21 protein-coding genes are annotated in these 19,767 nt (G+C 61.1%); 8 read left to right on the top strand and 13 right to left on the bottom strand.

What is annotated here, in order from left to right; all coding sequences use genetic code 11:
* Nucleotides 1–81: 81 nt before the first annotated feature.
* Nucleotides 82–711 carry a flavin reductase family protein gene (locus ABTW55_RS04530; RefSeq protein WP_060419959.1) on the bottom strand — a complete coding sequence of 210 codons (630 nt, stop codon included), beginning with the start codon at nt 709–711 and terminating at the stop codon, nt 82–84.
* Nucleotides 712–829: 118 nt separating this feature from the next.
* On the opposite strand from ABTW55_RS04530, the gene rlmF reads away from it, so the two are divergent.
* The 5 genes from rlmF to ABTW55_RS04505 all read left to right on the top strand — a co-directional run bounded on the left by rlmF (nt 830) and on the right by ABTW55_RS04505 (nt 5,731).
* Nucleotides 830–1,795, top strand: coding sequence for a 23S rRNA (adenine(1618)-N(6))-methyltransferase RlmF (gene rlmF / locus ABTW55_RS04525; protein WP_165791075.1), 966 nt, complete (start codon nt 830–832; stop codon nt 1,793–1,795).
* Between the two features lie 295 nt (nt 1,796–2,090).
* Nucleotides 2,091–3,395: a PAS domain-containing methyl-accepting chemotaxis protein gene (locus tag ABTW55_RS04520; protein ID WP_033646874.1), complete on the top strand. Its 1,305-nt coding sequence runs from the start codon at nt 2,091–2,093 to the stop codon at nt 3,393–3,395.
* 178 nt (nt 3,396–3,573) lie between these two features.
* The gene (locus tag ABTW55_RS04515; protein ID WP_033653404.1) at nt 3,574–4,143 is read left to right on the top strand and encodes a TetR/AcrR family transcriptional regulator; all 570 of its coding nucleotides are present in this window, start codon (nt 3,574–3,576) and stop codon (nt 4,141–4,143) included.
* 11 nt (nt 4,144–4,154) lie between these two features.
* The gene (locus ABTW55_RS04510) at nt 4,155–4,793 is read left to right on the top strand and encodes an N-acetyltransferase (protein ID WP_033653402.1); all 639 of its coding nucleotides are present in this window, start codon (nt 4,155–4,157) and stop codon (nt 4,791–4,793) included.
* The gene (locus tag ABTW55_RS04505; protein WP_060419956.1) at nt 4,781–5,731 is read left to right on the top strand and encodes a S9 family peptidase; all 951 of its coding nucleotides are present in this window, start codon (nt 4,781–4,783) and stop codon (nt 5,729–5,731) included. Before ABTW55_RS04510 ends, ABTW55_RS04505 begins: the two co-directional genes overlap by 13 nt.
* Here ABTW55_RS04505 and ybiO read toward each other — a convergent pair.
* From ybiO to dps, 6 genes are all read right to left on the bottom strand, one after another.
* On the bottom strand, nt 5,728–7,953 hold the full coding sequence (gene ybiO, locus ABTW55_RS04500; RefSeq protein WP_060425330.1) for a mechanosensitive channel protein: 2,226 nt from the start codon (nt 7,951–7,953) through the stop codon (nt 5,728–5,730). The genes ABTW55_RS04505 and ybiO overlap by 4 nt on opposite strands.
* 154 nt (nt 7,954–8,107) lie before the next feature.
* Nucleotides 8,108–8,830 carry a glutamine ABC transporter ATP-binding protein GlnQ gene (gene glnQ, locus ABTW55_RS04495; RefSeq protein ID WP_004939230.1) on the bottom strand — a complete coding sequence of 241 codons (723 nt, stop codon included), beginning with the start codon at nt 8,828–8,830 and terminating at the stop codon, nt 8,108–8,110.
* Nucleotides 8,827–9,486, bottom strand: a complete 660-nt coding sequence (glnP, locus tag ABTW55_RS04490) for a glutamine ABC transporter permease GlnP (protein WP_004939229.1) — start codon at nt 9,484–9,486, stop codon at nt 8,827–8,829. Before glnP ends, glnQ begins: the two co-directional genes overlap by 4 nt.
* 102 nt (nt 9,487–9,588) lie before the next feature.
* Complete coding sequence (gene glnH, locus ABTW55_RS04485; protein WP_004939223.1) at nt 9,589–10,332, bottom strand: glutamine ABC transporter substrate-binding protein GlnH; 744 nt, start codon at nt 10,330–10,332, stop codon at nt 9,589–9,591.
* 341 nt (nt 10,333–10,673) lie between these two features.
* Complete coding sequence (locus ABTW55_RS04480) at nt 10,674–10,940, bottom strand: DksA/TraR family C4-type zinc finger protein (protein ID WP_049196278.1); 267 nt, start codon at nt 10,938–10,940, stop codon at nt 10,674–10,676.
* Between the two features lie 140 nt (nt 10,941–11,080).
* A complete protein-coding gene (dps, locus tag ABTW55_RS04475; protein ID WP_004939215.1) occupies nt 11,081–11,584 on the bottom strand; it encodes a DNA starvation/stationary phase protection protein Dps in 504 nt (167 codons plus the stop codon).
* 355 nt (nt 11,585–11,939) lie between these two features.
* Here dps and ABTW55_RS04470 point away from each other — a divergent pair, with 355 nt between their 5' ends.
* Nucleotides 11,940–12,491, top strand: coding sequence for an AAA family ATPase (locus ABTW55_RS04470; protein ID WP_060422237.1), 552 nt, complete (start codon nt 11,940–11,942; stop codon nt 12,489–12,491).
* Here ABTW55_RS04470 and ABTW55_RS04465 read toward each other — a convergent pair.
* Together ABTW55_RS04465 and rhtA are read right to left on the bottom strand one after the other, a co-directional pair.
* Nucleotides 12,473–12,940 (bottom strand): YhcH/YjgK/YiaL family protein, encoded by a 468-nt coding sequence (locus tag ABTW55_RS04465; protein WP_033646871.1) that lies wholly within the window; start codon nt 12,938–12,940, stop codon nt 12,473–12,475. The two genes, ABTW55_RS04470 and ABTW55_RS04465, sit on opposite strands and share 19 nt — an antisense overlap.
* A 132-nt stretch (nt 12,941–13,072) precedes the next feature.
* Nucleotides 13,073–13,960, bottom strand: coding sequence for a threonine/homoserine exporter RhtA (rhtA, locus tag ABTW55_RS04460; RefSeq protein WP_004939202.1), 888 nt, complete (start codon nt 13,958–13,960; stop codon nt 13,073–13,075).
* A 400-nt stretch (nt 13,961–14,360) separates the two neighbouring features.
* Here rhtA and ompX point away from each other — a divergent pair, with 400 nt between their 5' ends.
* Nucleotides 14,361–14,879 (top strand): outer membrane protein OmpX, encoded by a 519-nt coding sequence (gene ompX / locus ABTW55_RS04455; RefSeq protein ID WP_033637662.1) that lies wholly within the window; start codon nt 14,361–14,363, stop codon nt 14,877–14,879.
* Nucleotides 14,880–14,966: 87 nt separating this feature from the next.
* On the opposite strand, the gene ABTW55_RS04450 is transcribed toward ompX, so the two are convergent.
* A complete protein-coding gene (locus ABTW55_RS04450) occupies nt 14,967–15,950 on the bottom strand; it encodes a nitrilase family protein (RefSeq protein ID WP_033637663.1) in 984 nt (327 codons plus the stop codon).
* A 91-nt stretch (nt 15,951–16,041) separates the two neighbouring features.
* On the opposite strand from ABTW55_RS04450, the gene ABTW55_RS04445 reads away from it, so the two are divergent.
* Nucleotides 16,042–16,914 (top strand): LysR family transcriptional regulator, encoded by an 873-nt coding sequence (locus tag ABTW55_RS04445; protein WP_060419948.1) that lies wholly within the window; start codon nt 16,042–16,044, stop codon nt 16,912–16,914.
* Between the two features lie 3 nt (nt 16,915–16,917).
* Here the strand turns inward: ABTW55_RS04445 and ABTW55_RS04440 are convergent, their stop codons facing one another.
* The 3 genes from ABTW55_RS04440 to otnI all read right to left on the bottom strand — a co-directional run bounded on the left by ABTW55_RS04440 (nt 16,918) and on the right by otnI (nt 19,764).
* The gene (locus ABTW55_RS04440) at nt 16,918–17,448 is read right to left on the bottom strand and encodes a GNAT family N-acetyltransferase (protein WP_033646867.1); all 531 of its coding nucleotides are present in this window, start codon (nt 17,446–17,448) and stop codon (nt 16,918–16,920) included.
* A gap of 63 nt (nt 17,449–17,511) precedes the next feature.
* A complete protein-coding gene (locus tag ABTW55_RS04435; RefSeq protein WP_033646865.1) occupies nt 17,512–18,882 on the bottom strand; it encodes a GntP family transporter in 1,371 nt (456 codons plus the stop codon).
* A 105-nt stretch (nt 18,883–18,987) separates the two neighbouring features.
* A complete protein-coding gene (gene otnI / locus ABTW55_RS04430) occupies nt 18,988–19,764 on the bottom strand; it encodes a 2-oxo-tetronate isomerase (RefSeq protein WP_060419944.1) in 777 nt (258 codons plus the stop codon).
* Between the last annotated feature and the right edge of the window lie 3 nt (nt 19,765–19,767).

The raw sequence follows: 19,767 nt of genomic DNA, 5'->3' as shown, positions 1-19,767 counted from the left end.
ATCGGAGAGTGTTGACGGTTTCATTCAGATTTTTTGATTATTAATCCCCCCGTTTATCTTCTGCCTAAACGGGGGAGACGATCAGCGCGTCGGGCGCGCCAAATCGAAACGGTGCTGTTCGGAAATGCCATAGTAGGCGGTCGAGCCGCCGGCGCGCAGGATAGGTTCGGCAGCGGCGGTCTGGTAGACGCCGTGTTCATCCAGCAGCGCCGGATCGAGGTGCACCGCCACCACTTCGCCCAATACCAGCCAGGTTTCCACCTGTTCGCCGGCGGCGGTTTGCAGCTGAATGCACTGGGTCAGGCGGCATTCGAAGTTCACCGGGCTTTCGGCCACGCGCTCGGCTTTGACCCGGCGCCCGGGCAGCGGCGTGACGCCGGCGAAGGCGAATTCATCCTCGCCGCGCGGCAGGGGGATGGAACTGTTGTTCATCGCTTCCGCCAGCGGGCGTGTCGCCAGGTTCCAGACGAATTCGCCGGTTTCCACGATATTCGCCACGCTGTCTTTCCAGCCGGTGCTGGCGAAACCGACGATCGGCGGACGGTAGTTGAAGCAGTTGAAAAAGCTGTAGGGCGCCAGATTGCGCAAGCCGGCGGCGCTGCGGGAAGAGATCCAGCCGATGGGGCGCGGGCCGACGATGGCGTTCAGCGGATCGTGCGGCAGGCCGTGGCCGGCGGCGGGTTCATAATAATAACGAGATTCACGGCTCATGGGGGATCCTGTGGCAATCGATGAGGTTTTCATTGTGCCGGGTTTCCCGCCGCTGCGCCATTGCGGGCGGGATGTGTTATCTTACGCGCCGGAAATACCTTCAAGAGAGCCCGTCACGGTGGAAAAAAAGAAAACCTTCCCGCAGCAGAAAAGCGGCCTGCATCCGCGCAACCGTCATCGTTCACGCTATGACTTCCCGGCGCTGATCGCCAGCTGCCCGGCGTTGGCGCCGTTCGTAAAACCGAACGCCTGGGGCGATGTGTCGGTGGACTTCGCCGATCCGGCGGCGGTGAAAATGCTCAACCGTGCGTTGCTGCAGCACTTTTACGGCATCGAACACTGGGATATTCCGGCGGACTACCTGTGCCCTCCGATCCCCGGCCGCGCCGATTATCTGCACCACCTGGCGGATCTGCTGGCGACCAGCAACGGCGGCGAGATCCCGCGCGGCAAGGGCGTGGCGATCCTCGACGTCGGCGTCGGCGCCAACTGCATTTACCCGATCGTCGGCCTGCGCGAATACGGCTGGCGTTTCACCGGGTCTGAAATCGATTCGGTGTCGCTCAACGCGGCCAAAATGATCGTCGAGATGAACCCGACGCTGCGCAACAGCGTGCGTCTGCGGTTGCAAAAACAGCCTGAGCTGATTTTTAGCGGCATCATCGGCGCGGCCGAGAAATTTGACGCCACCCTGTGCAACCCGCCGTTCCACGCGTCCGAGCAGGAAGCGCGCGCCAGCACCCGCCGCAAGCTGCATAAATTGGGCAAAGGGGAAGTGGCCGACAAGCCGGTGCAAAACTTCGGCGGCAAGAATAACGAGCTGTGGTGCGAAGGCGGCGAAGAGGCCTTCGTGCGCAAGATGGTGGAAGAGAGCGTCGGCAAGGCCAACAACTGCCTGTGGTTCACTTCGCTTATCTCGAAAAACACCACGCTGCCGGCCATTTACCATGCGCTGAAGGTGGCGGGCGCGGCCGAGGTGCGCACCATCGAGATGGCGCAAGGGCAGAAGATCAGCCGCTTTGTCGCCTGGACCTTCCACGACGCCGAGCAACAGGCCGCCTGGGCAGCCGAACGCTGGCGCTAATCCTTCCGGCGCCGGTTATCCTGCCGGCGCCGACAAAAATCCGCATTTTACCTTTCAATTTTCATCACTTACGTTATTCTCAATACGGAATTAATAATAAAAATCTTAGGTTGTTGGTTTATTTAAATTCGAATAATTACTTTACTGAATAAATAAATTTAATCCGGTTAATAGCAATAACCAGAAGGAACGGCGCTGCCCGTTCCTTCCGCGATGGCACGTCTGCGTGTGGGCGCGGCATGTGGCCAGGCAAAAATAAGAAAAGCGCCATCATCTGCCACAAGGACTACACCTTATGCTGTTACGATTCAGTCAGTTAACTACCCACAAAGGCGCCGAACTGAGCGCGATAGAACACGCCGTTCCGATGATCGTATTCTCGCCCGACGGCACGGTATTGCGCGCCAACGATCTTTTCCTCAACACGCTGGGATTTCAACGCGATGACGTGATAGGCCAGCATCACCGTATTTTCTGCGATCCGAACTATGTCGCCAGCCCGCTATACCGCAAACATTGGGAGACGCTGAATAAGGGCCAACCCATCACGGACACCATAAAGCGCATCGCGAAAAACGGCGAGGCGGTGTGGCTGCAGGGCACCTATGCGCCGGTGCTGAATAAACAGGGTAAGGTGGTGGAGATCGTCAAGATCGCCAGCGAAGTGACCGAGCGAGTGACCCAGGCGCAGGAGCATCGCAGCCTGCTGGCGGCGCTGAATCGATCGATGGCGATGATCGCTTTCACGCCGCAGGGCACCATCGTCAGCGCTAACGACAATATGCTGGCGCTGATGGGCTATCGGCTGGAAGAGGCGTGCGGGCAGTCGCATGCGGTGCTGTGCCCGCCGGAGTTCGCCAATTCCGACGATTATCGGCGGCATTGGCAGCGCCTGGCGCGCGGCGAGTTCATCACCGGGCGTTTTGAGCGCCTCAACCGGCGCGGCGAACGGGTATGGCTGGAGGCCAGTTACAACCCGATCCTCGACAACGAAGGCCAGGTGGTGAAGGTGGTGAAGATTGCCCAGGACATCACCCGGCTGATGCAACAGCAGCAGCATGAAGAAGAGATGGTGCGCAACGCGCATCATCTGTCGCTCGATACCGATCGGCAGGCGGCGCAGGGCGCGATCATTGTGCAGCAGGCGGTGAAAGGCATGCAGCAGGTCGAAGCGGCGGCGCGCGAAACCTCGGACGTGGTCACCGAGCTGGGCAAGTGTTCTCAGCAGATCGGCACCATCGTCGAAGCCATTCGTAAAATCGCTTCCCAAACCAACCTGCTGGCGATTAACGCCTCGATCGAAGCCGCCCACGCCGGCGAGCACGGGCGCGGTTTTGCGGTGGTGGCCAACGAAGTGCGCACGCTGGCGGAACAGTCGCGCAAGGCGGCGACCGAGATCGAACGCATGACCAAGTCCATCCAGCAAGGCGTGGCGGCGGCGATTGCCGGCATGGCAACCTGCGTAGAGCAGGCCGGCGGCGGCGTGGCGCTGACCCATGACGCCGGGGAAGTGATCAACCAGGTCAACATCGGCATGCACGACGTCGTGAAGCTGATGCAGGCGTTCACGTCGGTGAAGCAGGGCGACGCGCTGCACTGACTTTTCATCGCGCCGCCCGCCGAAAACGGGGGCGGCGTTTTTATCTTCCCGCCGATTCGCACGCCGTTGAGCCGTGGTTCAATTTTTCCGGCCTATGCTATCCTTAAATATGAACGAACGTTCGTTCATATTCACTCGATGGCGCCAGGCGCCCCCTTCACCGTTTCGGGAGCTGCCGATGGGAAACCGAGAAAAGATTGTCGAGGCCGCGCTGCACAGCTTTACCCATAGGGGATTTCACCAGACCAGCATGCGGGATATCGCGCAGGCGGCGGGCGTCAGCGTCGGCAACCTCTATAACCACTTTACCGGCAAGGAAGCGTTGATCGGCGAGATCGCGCTGCTGGAAAACGGCGTATTCGCCGAGTTTGCCGCCGGGCTGCGGGCCGACAGAACGCGGCCGAAGCAGGCGCTGTCGGCCTTTTTCACCGCCTATCACGCCTTTGTCGCCGAGCCGGCCAATGTGCAGCTGTCGGCTGAGATCGTGGCGGAGGTGGCGCGCAACCCGGCGTTGGCCGAGCCGTTCAGCGCCAACCAGCGGCAGCTGATTGAGGCGCTGGCGACGGTTATCGCCGAGGCTCAGCAAACCGGTGAGATCGCACCGGCGATAGCGCCGTTGCCGCTCGCGCAGCTGGTGCTGGACGCGATCGAAAGTCAGGCCTGGCGGCAGGCGATCTTTACGTCGCCTGCGCCGGAGGAGACCACGCCGGTGCGGCTGTTGGAACAGCTGCTCTACCGGCATCCCTAGTCGAGGTGGATATGCTGCACATTGAGCCGTACCGCGATGCTGACCGCCTGCAAACGGCGGCGCTGATCTACGCCGCGTTCTGCGACAAGTTTCAGCGCGCGCGCCGTCTGAGCGCCCGCCTTCAGTGGCGTTTGTTCTATCGGCTATGGAGTTGGAAGCAAGGCGGTAGCCGGGAGCGCAGCTTTGTGGTGAAGCAGGATGAACAGGTGGTGGCGGCCTTTGCCCTCAATGCGGCCGCTGGCGAGAACAGCGCCGGGCGGTGTCCGCGCACCTTGCCGATTTGGCGGCTGTGCCGCCGCTATGGCTGGCTGAACGTTTGGCGCATGTATCTGCAAATGGCGGTGTTGCGGCACACCCCGGCGGCCGATGAACTGTATCTCTCTTACCTGGCGGTGGCCGAGAGTCAGCGTGGCAAAGGGGTGGGCAAGCGGCTGCTGCAGTGGATGAACGACTACGCTGCCGGGCAAGGCGCGGGCCGACGCCTGAGCCTGCACGTCAGCCGGCGCAACGTGGATGCGCTGCGCCTGTATCGGCGCTGCGGTTTTCAGGTGCGGCGAGAAGAGCATTACGCTGCGTTGGGATGGCTGTTCGGCCAGGCCGACTGGGTGTTGATGGAGAGACGCTGCGGGGAGGCGACGTGCGCAAAATAGGATTGTGCAGCGTGGCGCTGCTCCTGCTGGCGCTCGGCTGGGTCATTTACGTCAACGACTTTCGTTTTGTCACTGAACCGGTCACGGTGACCGCCGGCGGCAACCGGCTGACCGGCACGCTGGTGTTGCCGCAGCATGCGCCGGTCAAGCCCGGCGTCGTGGTGTTCGTACACGGTGATGGGCCGGCTAACGCCAGCCGCGACGAAGGCTATTACGGCATTTGGGAGGCGATGGCGCAGCAGGGCTACGCGGTTTTATCCTTCGATAAGCCGGGCGTTGGCGGCTCCGGCGGCAACTGGCTGCATCAGACCATGGCGGATCGCGCGCGGGAAACCGCCGATATCATCGACTGGGCCCGGCGGGACGGGCGCTTCGATGCGCGCTGCGTGGGGCTGTGGGGCACCAGCCAGGCGGGGTGGGTGATGCCGGCGGTGGCGCGTTTGCGCCCCGACATCGCCTTCACGCTGGCGCTAGCGCCGGCAGGGGATGATGAAGCGCTGATCCAGGCGCGCGAGGCGCATTGGCGCCACATTCAGACGCTGCTCGAACAGCCGGACGGCTACGCGCAGTACCGCCGCGAGTATGGCGCCGCCGCTGCATTGAGCGCCGACCGCTGGCGCTTTATCCGCGCTAACATGGCCAGCGACGCGACGGCGGAATTGCGGCATTTCACCACGCCGGTGCACCTGATCCTGGGCGGGCGCGACGTCAACGTGGACGCGGACGAAACCGAGCGCGTGTATCGGCAAACGATCCCGGCCTCGCTGCTGACGGTGACGCGCATCGACGAGGCCGATCATGTGATGATCAAACCGCTGTTCGCCCGCCATCCATGGCTGATCAACGTGGTTGGCCTGTTTGCGCCGCGCTCGGTGCAATACGACGCCTACCGACAGGACGTGGCGGCCTTTCTGGCCGCTCAGCCCTGCGGGCGCTAACCGCCGGGGACCGAGGGCGGCGCCTGTTCTTCGTGCAGCTGCGGCGCGCGGGAGATCTGCATCGCCTGCTGCGGCATGCCGATGCCGGCCCGATCGAAATGGATTTTCACCAGCCGATCGAGGGCGTATTGCACCACCCACTGTTTCAGCGCCTGCGTGCGCACCGTTACGCGGGTGGTGAACGAGCGGTCGCCCAGCGCCACCACGCCGTTGAAGACCGGCTCGCCAATCAGGAAATGCTTCACCTGTTCATCCTGCTTCAGCGCCGCGACGGCCTGATGCAGCACCTCATTGACCCGATCGATGTCCTCGTCGCGGCTGACGGTGTAGTTGGCGCGGTATACCCCGAATTCGCGCGCATAGTTGGCCAGCGTGGTGATCGAGGAGTACGGCACGATGTGGTAGACGCCGTAGTCGTCGCGCAGGCCGATCGAGCGGATGGTCATGCGCTCCACGGTGCCGGTGATGCCGCTGACGGTGACATATTCGCCGGTGTTCATGCCGTTTTCGAACTGGATGAACACGCCGGTGATCACGTCTTTCACCAGCGTCTGGGCGCCGAAGCTGATGGCCAGCCCCAGCGCGCCGGCGCCCGCCAGCAGCGGCGCGATGTTCAGCCCCACCTGCGACAGCACGATCATCACGGTAATGGTGCTGATAACGATGGCCAGCACGTTGCGAAACAGCGTCAGCAGCGTGCGTTCGCGTGCGCTCGGCCGCACGCCGTTGCTCAGTTCCAGCGCCAGGCGGTGCTCGATGATGCTGGCCATCAGCGTCCAGCTGAAGACGGCGATCAGCAGGATCAGCAGGATATGCACCAGCCCGCCGAGCGTTCGCTGGCCATTTTCGCTGCCCGCCCACTGGTACAGGTTGATCAGGTGCCAGGCATCGAGCAGGAACAGCGTCACCGCCAGCACCACCATCACCCGCAGTATCTTCAGCCCGTTGGGGATGTAGGAGTTGATGCGCCGCTCGAGCATCGGATAGCGCAGATTAACGTCGGTCGGCAGCGAAATGCGGCGGAAAATCCAGCGGGTCAGCATGCCGGACAGCAGAGCGCCGACGCCGACCACCAGCAGGCTTTTCACCGTGGCGCTCATCATAAAGCGCAGGCTGTTGCCGATGTCGAACTGGGACAGCACGAACAACACCAGAAAATAGGCGATCGCCAGCAGATGCCAGATATGCCCCAGGCCGCGCAGGATCGCGCTGAAAAACGCCATCGACCGTTCGGCCAGCAGGTTGATCTGTTGCTGTATCGGCTTGCGGTTGTGCAGGATCAGCCAGATGGCGTACAGCGTCAGCGCCAGCATCACCACCAGATTGACGGCGGCGGCGGCCGGGTAGCTGATCTGCACCGCCACCACCGGCACCACCACCATCAGGCCGTAGCCGATCAGGCCGCTGAGCCAGGCGAGGCGCGTGTTCCAGTAGCGCGCGCTCTGGTCGCTGAAGGGGAAGGGGCGCAGGTAGTCGAAATTGGGGGCGAAAATCAGCCGCAGCACCGCTTTGAAAAATTCAATCACCGCGAAGGCGCTGAGAAACAGGGTCTGCAGCCGCAGAATGGTGGCGCTGTCGGCGTGGACGTGGCGGGCGAACAGGTTGCCCGCCGCCAGCGCCAGCAGCAGCACCAGCAGATCGACGGCGAAAGCGCCGAGAATGGCGGCGGGGCGCTTATACCACGGGCCGCGCTGTAGCCGCGCGTTGTGCCCCCAGCTGCCCATGCGTTTGTACAGCGGCGCGATCAGCCGCCGGATCAGGTGGAACAGCGCAAAGGTGACCGCCACCGTCAGCAGAAAGTAACCCAGCGCGCGGAAAAAGCCGGCGGGATTGAAAACGCGCTTCGGACCGGAGTCGATCAGCTTTTGCAGCGCGCCGAGCTTCTGGTTAAAGGTGCCGATGCCCTCCTGCGCCAGCGAGTTCAGGCTGTCGCTCAGCGTGGCCGGCGTTGATTCCTCCGGCGTTGTTGGGGCGGCGGCGGGGGCGTCGCCGGCGGCCTGTTTCAGGTGGTTGATGAGTGCCGCGCGCGCTTTGTCGTCTTGCAGCAGATCGGCCAGCGCGGCGTAGGCGGCCTTCTGCTGCTCGCTCTTGTCGGCGGGCGCGGGCGGCGCGTTTTGCGCCAGCGCCGGTGGCGCGAAGACGTTCAGGGTCAGCAACAGCAGCAGGAAAAGCAGGTGTTCTCGCAGATGAGAACCTCGTCGGGAGTCTGCGTTTGGCGGCATTGTTCCTCTCTTTAGCGTTCTGTGATCGGCGGATGTCAGAGCAATACGATGAAAAACAATGAATATAGTAGGAAAGGTGGCGCGATGTGGCGTGGGAACGCGTGCGGAATGAAAGCGGCGGGCGCGTGGCGCGCCCGCCGTGAAACCGCCAGGATCAGGATACGTGCTGCAGGAACTCCTGCAGACGCGGGCTGGGCGGATGGTTGATCAGGTCGTGCGGGTTGCCGTCTTCGGCAATCCGGCCCTTATCGATAAAGATCAGGCGCGACGCCACTTTTTCGGCAAAGCCGACTTCGTGGGTGACGATGACCATCGTCATGCCTTCCTCGGCCAGATCCTGCATCACCTTCAGCACTTCGTGGCGCAATTCCGGATCGAGCGCGGAGGTCGGCTCGTCGAACAGCATCATTTTCGGCTTCACCGCCAGCGCGCGCGCAATCGCCACGCGCTGCTGCTGCCCGCCCGACAGTTCGGACGGATAGTGGTGGGCACGCTCCGCCAGACCGACCTTGGCCAGCAGCTCGCGCGCCAGCTTTTCCGCATCGGACTTCTTCGCGCCGCGCACGCGGATCGGGCCGAAGGCGACGTTTTCCAGCGCCGTCAGGTGCGGGAACAGGTAGAACTGCTGGAACACCATGCCGGCTTCCTGGCGGATCAACCGATCGTCCACTTTCGGATCGTTGGCTTTCAGGCCGTCGACGATCAGATCGCCGCTGGTGACCTCTTCCAGCTTGTTGATGCAGCGCAGCAGGGTGGATTTGCCGGAGCCGGACGGCCCGATGATCACCACCACTTCGCCTTTGTCGATCTTCAAATCGATGTTATGCAGCACCTGGGTTTGGCCAAAATGCTTGGAGACGTTTTTAAATTCAATCACAGGATTTTCATCCTTCTTTCCAGACGACGCAGCACGAAGCTCAGCACCAGGGTAATAATCAGATAGATAACCGCCACGGCGCTCCAGATTTCCAGCGCGCGAAAGTTACCGGCAATAATTTCCTGACCCTGACGGGTCAGCTCCGCCACGCCGATCACGATGAACAGCGAGGTGTCTTTGATGCTGATGATCCACTGGTTGCCCAGCGGCGGCAGCATGCGGCGCAGCGCCAGCGGCATAATGACGTAGCGGATGGTTTCGCGGCGCGACAGGCCGAGCGCCAGGCCGGCCTCGCGGAAACCGTTATGAATCGACAGCACCGCGCCGCGGGTGATTTCCGCAATGTAGGCGCCGGAGTTGATCATGATGGTCACCACCGCCGCGGTGAACGGATCGATGCGCAAATCGGTGAACGCCATCGGCAGGGCGAAGTAGATGAACATCACCTGCACCACGATCGGCGTGCCGCGGATCACTTCGATAAACACCAACGCGATGTGGTTGGCGATCCAACCGCCGTAGGTGCGGGCAAAGCCGGCGACGAGGCCGATGATCAGGCCGCCAATCAGACCGAGGACCGAAATCCACAGGGTCATTTTGGCGCCCTCTAACAAGATAGGAATGGCGGGCCAGATGGCGCTCCAGTCGAACTGCATGATATTTCTCCCGGTGATCCCGAACGTGGGTATCAGATACAACGAAGCGCAGGGGGGTAAGCGCCCCCTGTGCTTAAGTTAATAGCTTGCCAAATTCACAGCTTACTTAGGTTCGGTGCCGAACCACTTCTTGTAGATCTCGTTATAGGTGCCGTTCTCACGCAGGGTCTTCAGCGCGCCGTTCACCTTCTCGCGCAGCTCGTCGCTGCCTTTAGGGAAGGCGATGCCATACTGCTGTGCTTCCAGCGAATCGCCCACGGTTTTGAACTTGCCGGCGCCGGCCGTCTTGATGAAGTACAGGATGTTTGGCGTGTCGTGCAGCACCGCATCGGCGCGCTTGGTGCCCAGCTCCATGTAGGCGTTGTCGATGTTAGGGAACTGACGCAGATCCTTGGTTTTGATGTGCTGCTTGGCGTAATCCACCGAGCCGGTGCCGCTCTTCACCGCCACCACTTTGCCGTTCAGATCGTCGATGCTTTTCACGCTGTTGTTGTCGGCGTTGACCATCACCAGCAGGCCGCTCTTGTAGTAGCCGTCGGAGAAGTCGATGGCTTTCTTGCGCTCATCGGTGATGGTGATGCCGGCCAGCGCCAGATCGACGTTTTTGGTCTGCAGCGCCGGAATGATGCCGCCGAAGTCCATTGGCTTCAGGGTGTAGTCCAGCTTCAGCTCTTTGGCGACGGCGGCCCACAGGTCGATGTCGAAGCCGACGTATTTGTCGCCTTGTTTGAACTCAAAAGGAACGAAAGCGGTGTCGGTGGCGACCACCAGTTTGTCTGCTGCGTGGGAACTTACGGCAAAGGCCAGAGAGAGTGCGGCCAGGGAGACTTTAAAAATCGACTTCATGAGAGGAATTCCTGTACAGGTTGCGGATTACCCATTTTTTATATTGCAGTTGGTGCCATGAAAAAATCGTGCCATGTTTTCAACTACTATAAAAACAAAGAGTTATTGCGTGATGTTGTGCCGCAAAGGCGAATTGTTATGGTTATGCACCAACGTGAGGCACCAAAATGGTGCGTAAGAATTATCTTGGTGCATGGGGCTATCATTAACCAAACTTTGGCTGTGAAACAACCGTTCTTTAACGTTTTTGCTTCAATATTGATAACTAACTCTAACTTTCATGATGCACTGACGGTGCAAGCGGAGCCGCGTGCGGCGAAAAGGGGGGGGGGCAGATAATGCTAGCGCAACTGGCTGTCTTTGCTGCCGCGCCGGTTATACAGGCTGGCGGCCGCGTGTTTTTTGTCTTGTTCGGTCTGGCAGGTGAGGCAAAAACGCACGCCGGTTAACGCCTTGCGGCGCGCCTCGGGGATCGGCTCTCCACATTCCTGGCAATAACGCTCGCTCTCGCCGTGCCCGAGCGCTTCACGCGCGCGCTGCACCGCATCGTCGACGGTGGAATCAATCTGATCTTGTACGGCGCCGTCCGCCGCCCAGCCGCTGGCCATCATTACCTCCTGACAAAGGAACCTTACCGTTTAATATGGGCCGTTTTTTGTACAATGCAACGGCCGCGCAAAAGAAAACAGGCCGGGCGAAGCCCAGCCTGTTCTGCCCGGAACGACGGGCGCTCTGCAACTTTTTAGCGTTATTCGATGTTGGATTCGATGAACCACAGGAACTTGTCCAGATCGCGCGAGGCGGCGGTGAACATGTCGGCGGTATCTTCGTCTTCCACTTCGGTAATGGCTTTACGGATGTCATTCGCGACCGCGCCGTAGCGATCGGCCAGCGCTTTCAGGTGCTCTTGCACGCTGTGGATATTGGTCGGATAGCTTTTCAGCGGCGTGCGATCGTTAACCACCTGTACGGTGCCCAGCGCCACGCCGCCCAGTTGCACCACGCGTTCGGCGAAGGTGTCCTGATGCTCGATGATGGCGGTGCGGAAGCCGTCCAGCATTTCATGGACCGCGATGAAGTTTGCGCCGCGCATATTCCAGTGCGCCTGCTTGGTGATCAACGAAAGATCGATGAATTGCACGACCTGATGGTTCAGCGCCTTGATGGCGGCCAGTTTGACTTTTTCGTCCAGATCGTTACGGGTATACAGCAGATCAGAAGATTTCGTTTTCACCAGTTTAGCGGTACTCATATCAGATATCCTCTTGATTAGTCGTTGTCCTATTTCGTTACGGGATCAATTATAGCAGGGGTATTTATTTTTGCCGCACGAAAATGGCTATTGCACAAATAGGAATGGCCGAATGGCACTATTTTTATTTGTTTTTTGTTTTTGTGTAACTTTATGAAAGTTATTGTTATTTCAATTTAATGTATTATTTATGTCAGTGAAGATTTACCCCTGTTATTTTATTTTCTGCCGGCATGCGGGTTCGGCTAAATATTTGCTTTGTTATCGGGGTGTTAATTTCAAGCCTATTCAGATTGATAGCCGTAATTGATGCGGATAAAGTAAGGGAATTAACCCCGGTCTTTATTGGCGAATGATGAAAATTAACGTCGTCGGCACCAGCGGCAGCGGTAAAAGCACCCTGGCGCGTCAACTGGCGGAACGGCTTGACGTTCCCTATATCGAGATGGACAGGCTCTATTGGCGGCCCGAGTGGCAGGGGACGCCCGATGACGCGTTCCTGGCGCGGCTTGAGCAGACGCTGGCCGAAGCGGGAGGAGGCTGGGTGCTGGACGGCAACTACAGCCGCACGCAGGCGATCAAGTGGCGCGAGGTCGATTATATCCTGTGGCTGGACTACGGCTTCTGCCGCACGCTGTGGCAGGCCATGCGCCGCGCGTGCCGGCGCGCGGCCAGCAAACGCGAGCTGTGGCCGGGCACCGGCAATCGGGAAAGTTTCCGCCGTTCTTTCTTCAGCCGCGAGTCGATCGTGCTGTGGACGATCCGCACTTACTCGAAGAACCGGCGAAAATACCTGGCGGAGATGGCCCGTACCGATGCAGGGCGCCGTTTCAAGCGCTTGCGCTCTCCCCGCCAGGCCGCCGATTTTCTACGGACGCTGCCGCAGGTTCACAGCAGCAGGCGGTGATGGATCCTCACTACCGCTTTCTTGATGTGCTGCGGCCGCTGCCACAGGCAGCCGGTTTTGTGCGCTTCCATCTGGAAAAAGATCGCGAACATGCCGTGCGTCATGTGCAGCGTTTGCGGGTGGCGTTTGATGTCCAGCAGCAGCAGGTCGCTATTTTCCGCGTGGGGATGTTCGCGGTGCCAGTCGCCCGCCAGGCCGTATTCGATGCGTTCTTCGCCGCTGATCAGCAGATGCAGCGCGATGTACTCCTGATGCATTTCGGCGCGCTTTTCCGCCGCCGGCACGGTGGTCAGCGTCATCACGTCCATAAAGATGTTGTCGCCGTCGATCGGGTGATGGCCCAGCGCCAGTTCGGGCAGGTCGCATCGGCGTAACTCGGTCAGGGTTGAAACCAGCGCCGGCGCGAGTCCGCGGCCGAAGCGGGGGTTGAACAGGCTGTTGTGAATCACTGTTATTCTCCATGTGAGCGAAAGTCCAAAGAGCCTGCGATACAGGCTAAGGGGAAGTATGCCGATTTGTCACGAGGAAAACAGTTAACCCGCCTGCATTCCGACGTTGCGGTCGGCAGGCGAGTCAGGCGATCAGGAAAGGCTTTCGAGGCGCGGCTTGGGACGAATGGTCAGGGCGGAGCCCATGGAGGCGGCGATAATCGCCGCCAGCGCCAGCCATTGCACGCCGCTCAGGTGTTCGCCGAGGAACAGCATGCCGGACAGCGCCGCCATCGCCGGTTCGAGGCTCATTAAGGTGCCGAAGGTGCGCGCCGGAATTTTGGGCAGCGCGATGATCTCCAGCGAATATGGCAGCGCGGTGGAGAGGATCGCCACCGCCAGCGCCACCGGCAGAATATCGAGATTGAACAGCACGCTGCCGGTTTGCCAGGCGCCGATCGGGCAGAACACCAGCGCGGCGATCAAGGAGCCGAGCGCCACCGTACCGGGGCCGTGATCGCCGCCGGCCTTCTGGCCGAAGATGATATAGACCGCCCAGCAGGCGCCGGCGCCGAGCGCACAGGCGGCACCGAACGGATCGATCCCGCCCACGCCGTGGCCGAGCGGCAACAGGAACCACAACCCGGCGATCGCCAGCGCCACCCAAAGAAAGTCGATCGGCCGGCGCGACGAGAACATGGCCACCGCCAACGGGCCGGTAAACTCCAGCGCCACGGCGATGCCGAGCGGCACGGTGCGCAGCGACAGGTAGAACAGGTAGTTCATCGCGCCGAGCGACAGGCCGTAAATCAGCAGCGGCAAGCGGCTGCCGGCGACGATGCGCATACGCCACGGGCGGAAGATAATGAACAGAATCAGGGTGCCGATGAAAAGGCGCAGCGTCGTAATGCCTTCGGCGCCCACGATCGGGAACAGGCTTTTGGCCAACGAGGCGCCGCTCTGGATAGACACCATGGCGATGATTAACAGACAGATGGGCAGCAGCGCGGAGGGCGCTCTGCCGGAAGTAGATAACGACATCCTTAACGAGCCTTTTTTGCGCCGTTCCTCAGCCTTGAGAAAACGGTCGAAACGGGGATGCGAGCAGTGTAAATGAAATGGCGAAAATCTGTCTGAGAAAAGCGCGCATCGCGGTGAAATCCGCCGATCCTCGGATGAGATGTGGCGGATTTGGTCAAAAAGTGCGCTTTTTCTTAAGAATTATCTGGATATTAAATTGGTGATTTTTGTCACAGAAAGCCGTAGAATACGGCCGAAAATAGAGTGAAAAGAAGCAGATACACTGTTCTTGAAATCTTCTGTTACACGATATAAAGCTTTAGACACTCATTTCAAGGCAGAGTTTCACGCTAATTTTTGTTATATTTTCAAAGCATGAACAAATGGATGTACTTAATAATAAAACGCGTTTGAGGTGGTTATGAAAAAAATTGCATGTCTTTCCGCAGTAGCAGCTTGCGTATTAGCAGTTAGCGCAGGTACCGCATTCGCTGGTCAGAGCACCGTATCCGCTGGCTATGCGCAGGGTGATCTCCAAGGCGTTGCTAACAAGGCCGACGGTTTCAACCTGAAATACCGTTACGAGTTCGACAACAACCCACTGGGTGTGATCGGCTCCTTCACCCACCTGGAAAAAAATCGTTCTGAAAACGGTTTCTACAAGAAATCTCAGTACGATTCCATCACCGCAGGTCCAGCTTACCGCTTCAACGACTGGGCGAGCATCTACGGTGTGATCGGTGTTGGCTACGGCAAAAACATCGACAACGCCCAGGCTGGTGGTAACAAGGGTGGCAACAGCGACTACGGCTTCACCTACGGTGCCGGTCTGCAGTTCAACCCAATCGAAAACGTTGCCCTGGACGTTGGCTACGAGCAGAGCCGCATCCGCAGCGTGGACGTTGGCAGCTGGAACGTTGGCGTAGGCTACCGCTTCTAAGATTTCTTCATGCCTGCGGGCGTGAATGCGCGGCACAGGTTGCCGCGCGGATAAAAAATCCGCCTTCGGGCGGATTTTTTTTATCTGTCATTGGCCGCCGCGCCCCGTCGGCTGCGTCGAAAAGCGTGCGCTGCGGGCATCGCGCTCATAGCCTTGCGGTTCGGTCAGTAAACCGTACAGCTCGGGGCGGCGTCCGTAAATCCAGCGGCGGCCAGTGCTGAGCGGGATCAGCGTCAGATCGAGATCGGCACTGACCATCCGGTCTTCCGCCGCCCAGGTCTCCGCCACGATGCGGCCGTAGGGATCGAGGATCATCGCATTGCCGGTGCGTACCTCATCGTCATCGCGGCCCACGCCGTTGCTGAACAGCAAAAACAGCCCGTTGTCGTGAGCGCGCGAGGGCAGCCAGCGCATCAGCCAGCCGCGGCCGTGTTCGCCGCGAAAGGCGGCTTCTATCGCCTGCGGATCTTCCGCCCGCCGCTGCCACAGCGCCTGTGGGATCGGCTTCATGCCGTGCGGGCTGCGCGAATGGGTGCCGCCGGTCTGGTGCGGGGCCATCAACACCTCCGCGCCCAGCAGCGCCGTTGCGCGCACATTCTCCACCAGATTGTTGTCCCAGCAGATCAATACGCCCACGCGCACGCCCCAGGGGGTGTCGAATACGGTATAGCGATCGCCGCTGGCGATAGCCGGGTGTTCGAAGGCGTGCAGTTTACGGTGCACATGCAGCGCGCCGTCCGGCAGGCATACGGCGTAGGCGTTGTAGCAACGGCCGTCGTCGCCCAGCTCGATCAGCCCGACGCCGATCGCCATGTTGTAACGCTCCGCCAGCGGGCGAATGCGCGCCAGCGAAGGGCTGGCGGCGATCGGTTCCGCCAGCGCCCGCACTTCGGCGTCGGACAGATGGCGCACGTGCCAATAGCCGGTGATGCACATTTCCGGGAAGGCCAGCAGCTGTACCTGCTGCTCGGCCGCCTGAGCGATAAAGCGCTCAATGATCGAGAGGTTGTAATTCTTATCGTTGGCGCGATGCTGGAACTGCACCGTGGCGGCGCGCAATGAGATGGTCATGGTGTCTCTCCGGTTAGGGTCTGCGTTGATTACAGCAGGTGGATTGATTACTGTATAATCAATTAAATTCCTTATTTGATAACCTGATGGAATGGATATAAAACAACTGCGCGCCCTGGTGGCGCTGGCCGAGCAGGGCAACTATCGACAGGCGGCGAGCCGGCTGTGCATCAGCCAGCCGGCGCTGAGCAAGCAGATTCAGGCGCTGGAAACCCAGCTCGGCGTTCGATTGTTCGAGCGTGGCCGACAGGGCGCGGTGCTCACCGCCGGCGGGCAGCGGCTCTACCCGGAGGCGCAGGCGCTGGTGGAACAGTACCAGCAGTTTCAGCGGCGCGCCCGGCGGGTGGCGCTCGGGGAAGCGGGGCGGCTGGCGCTGGGATTTGGCCTCTCCAGCTTTCATCTGGCGCCGCAGCTGGTGGCGGCTTTTCGCCAACGGTTTCCCGAGGTGGCGATCGGCCTGGAGGACATCCCGTCGGAGCGGCAGTATCAGTTGCTGTTACAGGGGGAGTTGCAGGCGGGGTTCGTGCGTTTGCCGGTCAATACGCCGCTGTGCGGCGTGGCAATGCTGAGTGACCGGTTGGTGCTGGCCGCGCCGGGCGCGCTGGCGCTGCGCGCCGACGATCTGATGGCGCGTTTCAATCAGCTGCCGCTGTTGCAGTTGACTCCGAAGCGCGGGCGCGGGCTGAGCGATCAGTCGCTGCGGTTTATCGCCGCTCACCGCTTGACGCCGAACGTGGTGCAGCAGGCCGGCGATATTCAGACGCTGTTGGCGCTGGTCGCCGCCGGCGTCGGCGTTGCGTTGCTGCCGCACAGCATCACGCATATCGCGCCGGCCGACATCGATATTTTACCGCTGAGCGGCGAGGAAACGGAGTGGCAGGTCGGTATCGCCTGGGACCCGCAGCGCGCCGACGCGCTGCGGGACAACTTTGTTCAGACGGCGTTGGCGATGCAACGCGGTTAGGTTTTAGAGCGGGCAATGCATCACGACGATCGGGCTTTGGTGATACTCGCTGCGGCGGCTTTCGCTAAAGCCGACTTTTTTCGCCAGCGCCAGCGAAGCCTGGTTTTCCGGCGAGATGATGCAGACGGTTTTCTCCCCCGGCAGGTGCGTTTTACCCCAGGCCAGCGCCGCCCGCAGTGCCTCGGTGGCGTAGCCTTTGCCGTGCGCCGAACTCACCAGCGTCCAGCCCATCTCCGGCGCGTCGAGCGCCGGGGTGATATCGCGCAGGCCGTCGAAGAAGCCGATGCTGCCGAGGTACTCGCCGTTCTGTTTGTCACGCACCGCCCAATTTCCATACCCCAACAGCGCCCAGTGGCCAGCGTAGCGCATCAGGCGCCCCCAGGAGTCTTCCCGGTCGCGCGGCGTGCCGCCGATATAGCGTACCACCAGCGGATCGGCCCACAATGCGGCCAGCGACTCGAAGTCGTCCAGCCTGTGCGCGTCCAGCCGCAGGCGTTCGGTGACAAGCGTTGGCGCGGTGTTGATTACGGTCATGTTGCTGCTCCTGCACAGGGTGAAAGGCGATGAAAAACAACGGCGTTCAGTATGCCAGAGAAATCACACCGCCAGCCACAACAGCCAGGTGAACAGAAAGCCGCTCAGGCCGAGCAGGGTGGTCAGCACCGTCCAGGTTTTCAGGCCGTCGGCCACCGACAGCCCCAGATAGCGCGTGACGATCCAAAAACCGGAGTCGTTGACGTGGGAAAGCCCCAGCCCGCCGAAACAGGTCGCCAGCGTTACCAGCACCAGCTGCAGCTGATTCAAGCCGCTGACCGCCTCCGACAACAGGCCGCCGGTGGTCAGGATCGCCACGGTGGCGGATCCCTGCGAAGCGCGCAGCGCCAGCGAAATGATAAAGGCGGCGGGCACCAGCGGCAGGCCGATGGCCGTCAGCACCTCCGCCAGCGCCTTGCCGACGCCGGATTCCACCAGCACCTTGCCGAACACGCCGCCCGCGCCGGTCACCAGGATCACCACCGCGGCGGTCGGCAGCGCAGCGCCCATCACATCGCTGGCGTGTTGCAGGCTCCAGCCGCGGCGCAGCGCCAGGAAGTAGAAGGCCAGCAGCAGGGCGATCATCAGCGCCACCGCCGGCGAGCCCAGCAGCGACAGCGTATCGCGCAGCGCCGAGCCGGCAGGCAACAGCGTGGCGGAGACGGTACCGAGCATGATGATGGCGATCGGGATGACGATCAGCGCCGCCACCAGGCCGGCGCCGGGCGGGTTGATGCGATCGCTGAGCGGCGCTTGCCCTTCCGGACGCGGTTCCGGCGCCGCCAGCTGCAGCTGTTCCAGCACCTCTATCGATAACGGATAGGTTTTTCGGTTGAGGTAGTTGGCGGCGAAATAGCCGATCGCGCCGACCGGAATACAGATCGCGAGGCCGATGATGGTCAGCCAACCGATGTCGGCGTTGAGCAAACCGGCGGCGGCCACCGGGCCGGGGTGCGGCGGCAGCGCGACGTGAACCGTCAACATCACGCCGGCCATCGGCAGGCCGAACTTCAGCGGCGACACTTTGGCGACCTTGGCGAAGCCGTAGATAATCGGCGCCAGAATGATAAAGCCGACGTCGAAGAACACCGGAATGCCGAGGATAAACGCGGCGAGGGTCAGCGCGGCGACGGTGCGTTTCGGCCCCAGCCCCTGGCTGAAGCGCTGCGCCAGCGACTCGGCGCCGCCCGAGTGTTCGATCATGCGGCCAAGCATCGCCCCCAGGCCTATGATGATGGTCACCGAGCCGAGCACGCCGCCCATCCCGGCGGTCATCACTTTCATCACTTCACCGGTCGGAATGCCGCTGGCCAACGCCACCAGCAGACTGACCACCAACAGCGCGACAAAGGGTTGCACCTTCGCCTTGATGACCATCAATAACAGCAGCACCACGCCGAGTACGGCAATCAGCAACAGCAGAGAGGTAGACATGAAAAAAGCCTTTCGTTGGGTAAGCGTTGGGCACCGCGATCGCCGCGTGGCGATACGGGTGCGTTTCATTGTTATAAAATCGATTTCCTGGTGTCGGCGGCGGCGTTAGCGGTAAGGTTTCAGCCAGCCGAGCCCGGCGGCGGTGTCGCCGCGCGGCCGGTATTCGCAACCTACCCAGCCCTGATAACCGAGCGCATCCAGCCTGTCGAACAGCCACGGGTAATTCAGTTCGCCGTCATCCGGCTCATGGCGATCCGGCACCGAGGCTATCTGGATATGCGCGTAGCGCCCGGCCAGCGTTTCCAGCAACCCGCTGATATTGCCGTCCACTAACTGCGCGTGGAAAAAGTCGAACTGAATGAACACGTTCGGTCTCTCGATAGCCGCCACCGCCTCCGCCGCATGATGTTGACTGACGAACAGGTAGTCGGGCTTGACCGGTGGGCTGAGCGCTTCGATCAGCACCTTGACGCCGTGCGGGGCGAAGGCGTCGGCGGCATAGCGCGCATTGGCGATAAAGGTGTCGAGATAACGCTGCCGGTCCGCGCCCGCGGGCACCACGCCGGCCATCAGGTGCACGCAGGGGCAGGCGAGGGCGATGGCGTAGGCCAGCGCGCGATCGATATCGGCGCGCGCATCCTGCTCGCGGCCCGGCAGCGCCGCCAGCCCCCATTCGCCGGCGGCGACATCGCCGGGCGCGGTGTTGAACAGCACCTGTTGCAGGCCGTGTTCGCGCAGTTTTTCCGCCAACAGCTCGGCGGGATGCTCGTAAGGGAACAGGAACTCCACCGCGTTGAAGCCTTGTTCGGCAGCGGCGGCGAAGCGCTCGAGGAACGGCACTTCGTTAAACATCATCGATAAATTGGCGGCAAATTTAGGCATGGG

The organism is Serratia sp. SM04, assembly GCF_040280225.1.
Lineage (GTDB): Bacteria > Pseudomonadota > Gammaproteobacteria > Enterobacterales > Enterobacteriaceae > Serratia > Serratia sarumanii.
This window is presented reverse-complemented; position numbering and strand designations above follow the sequence as displayed.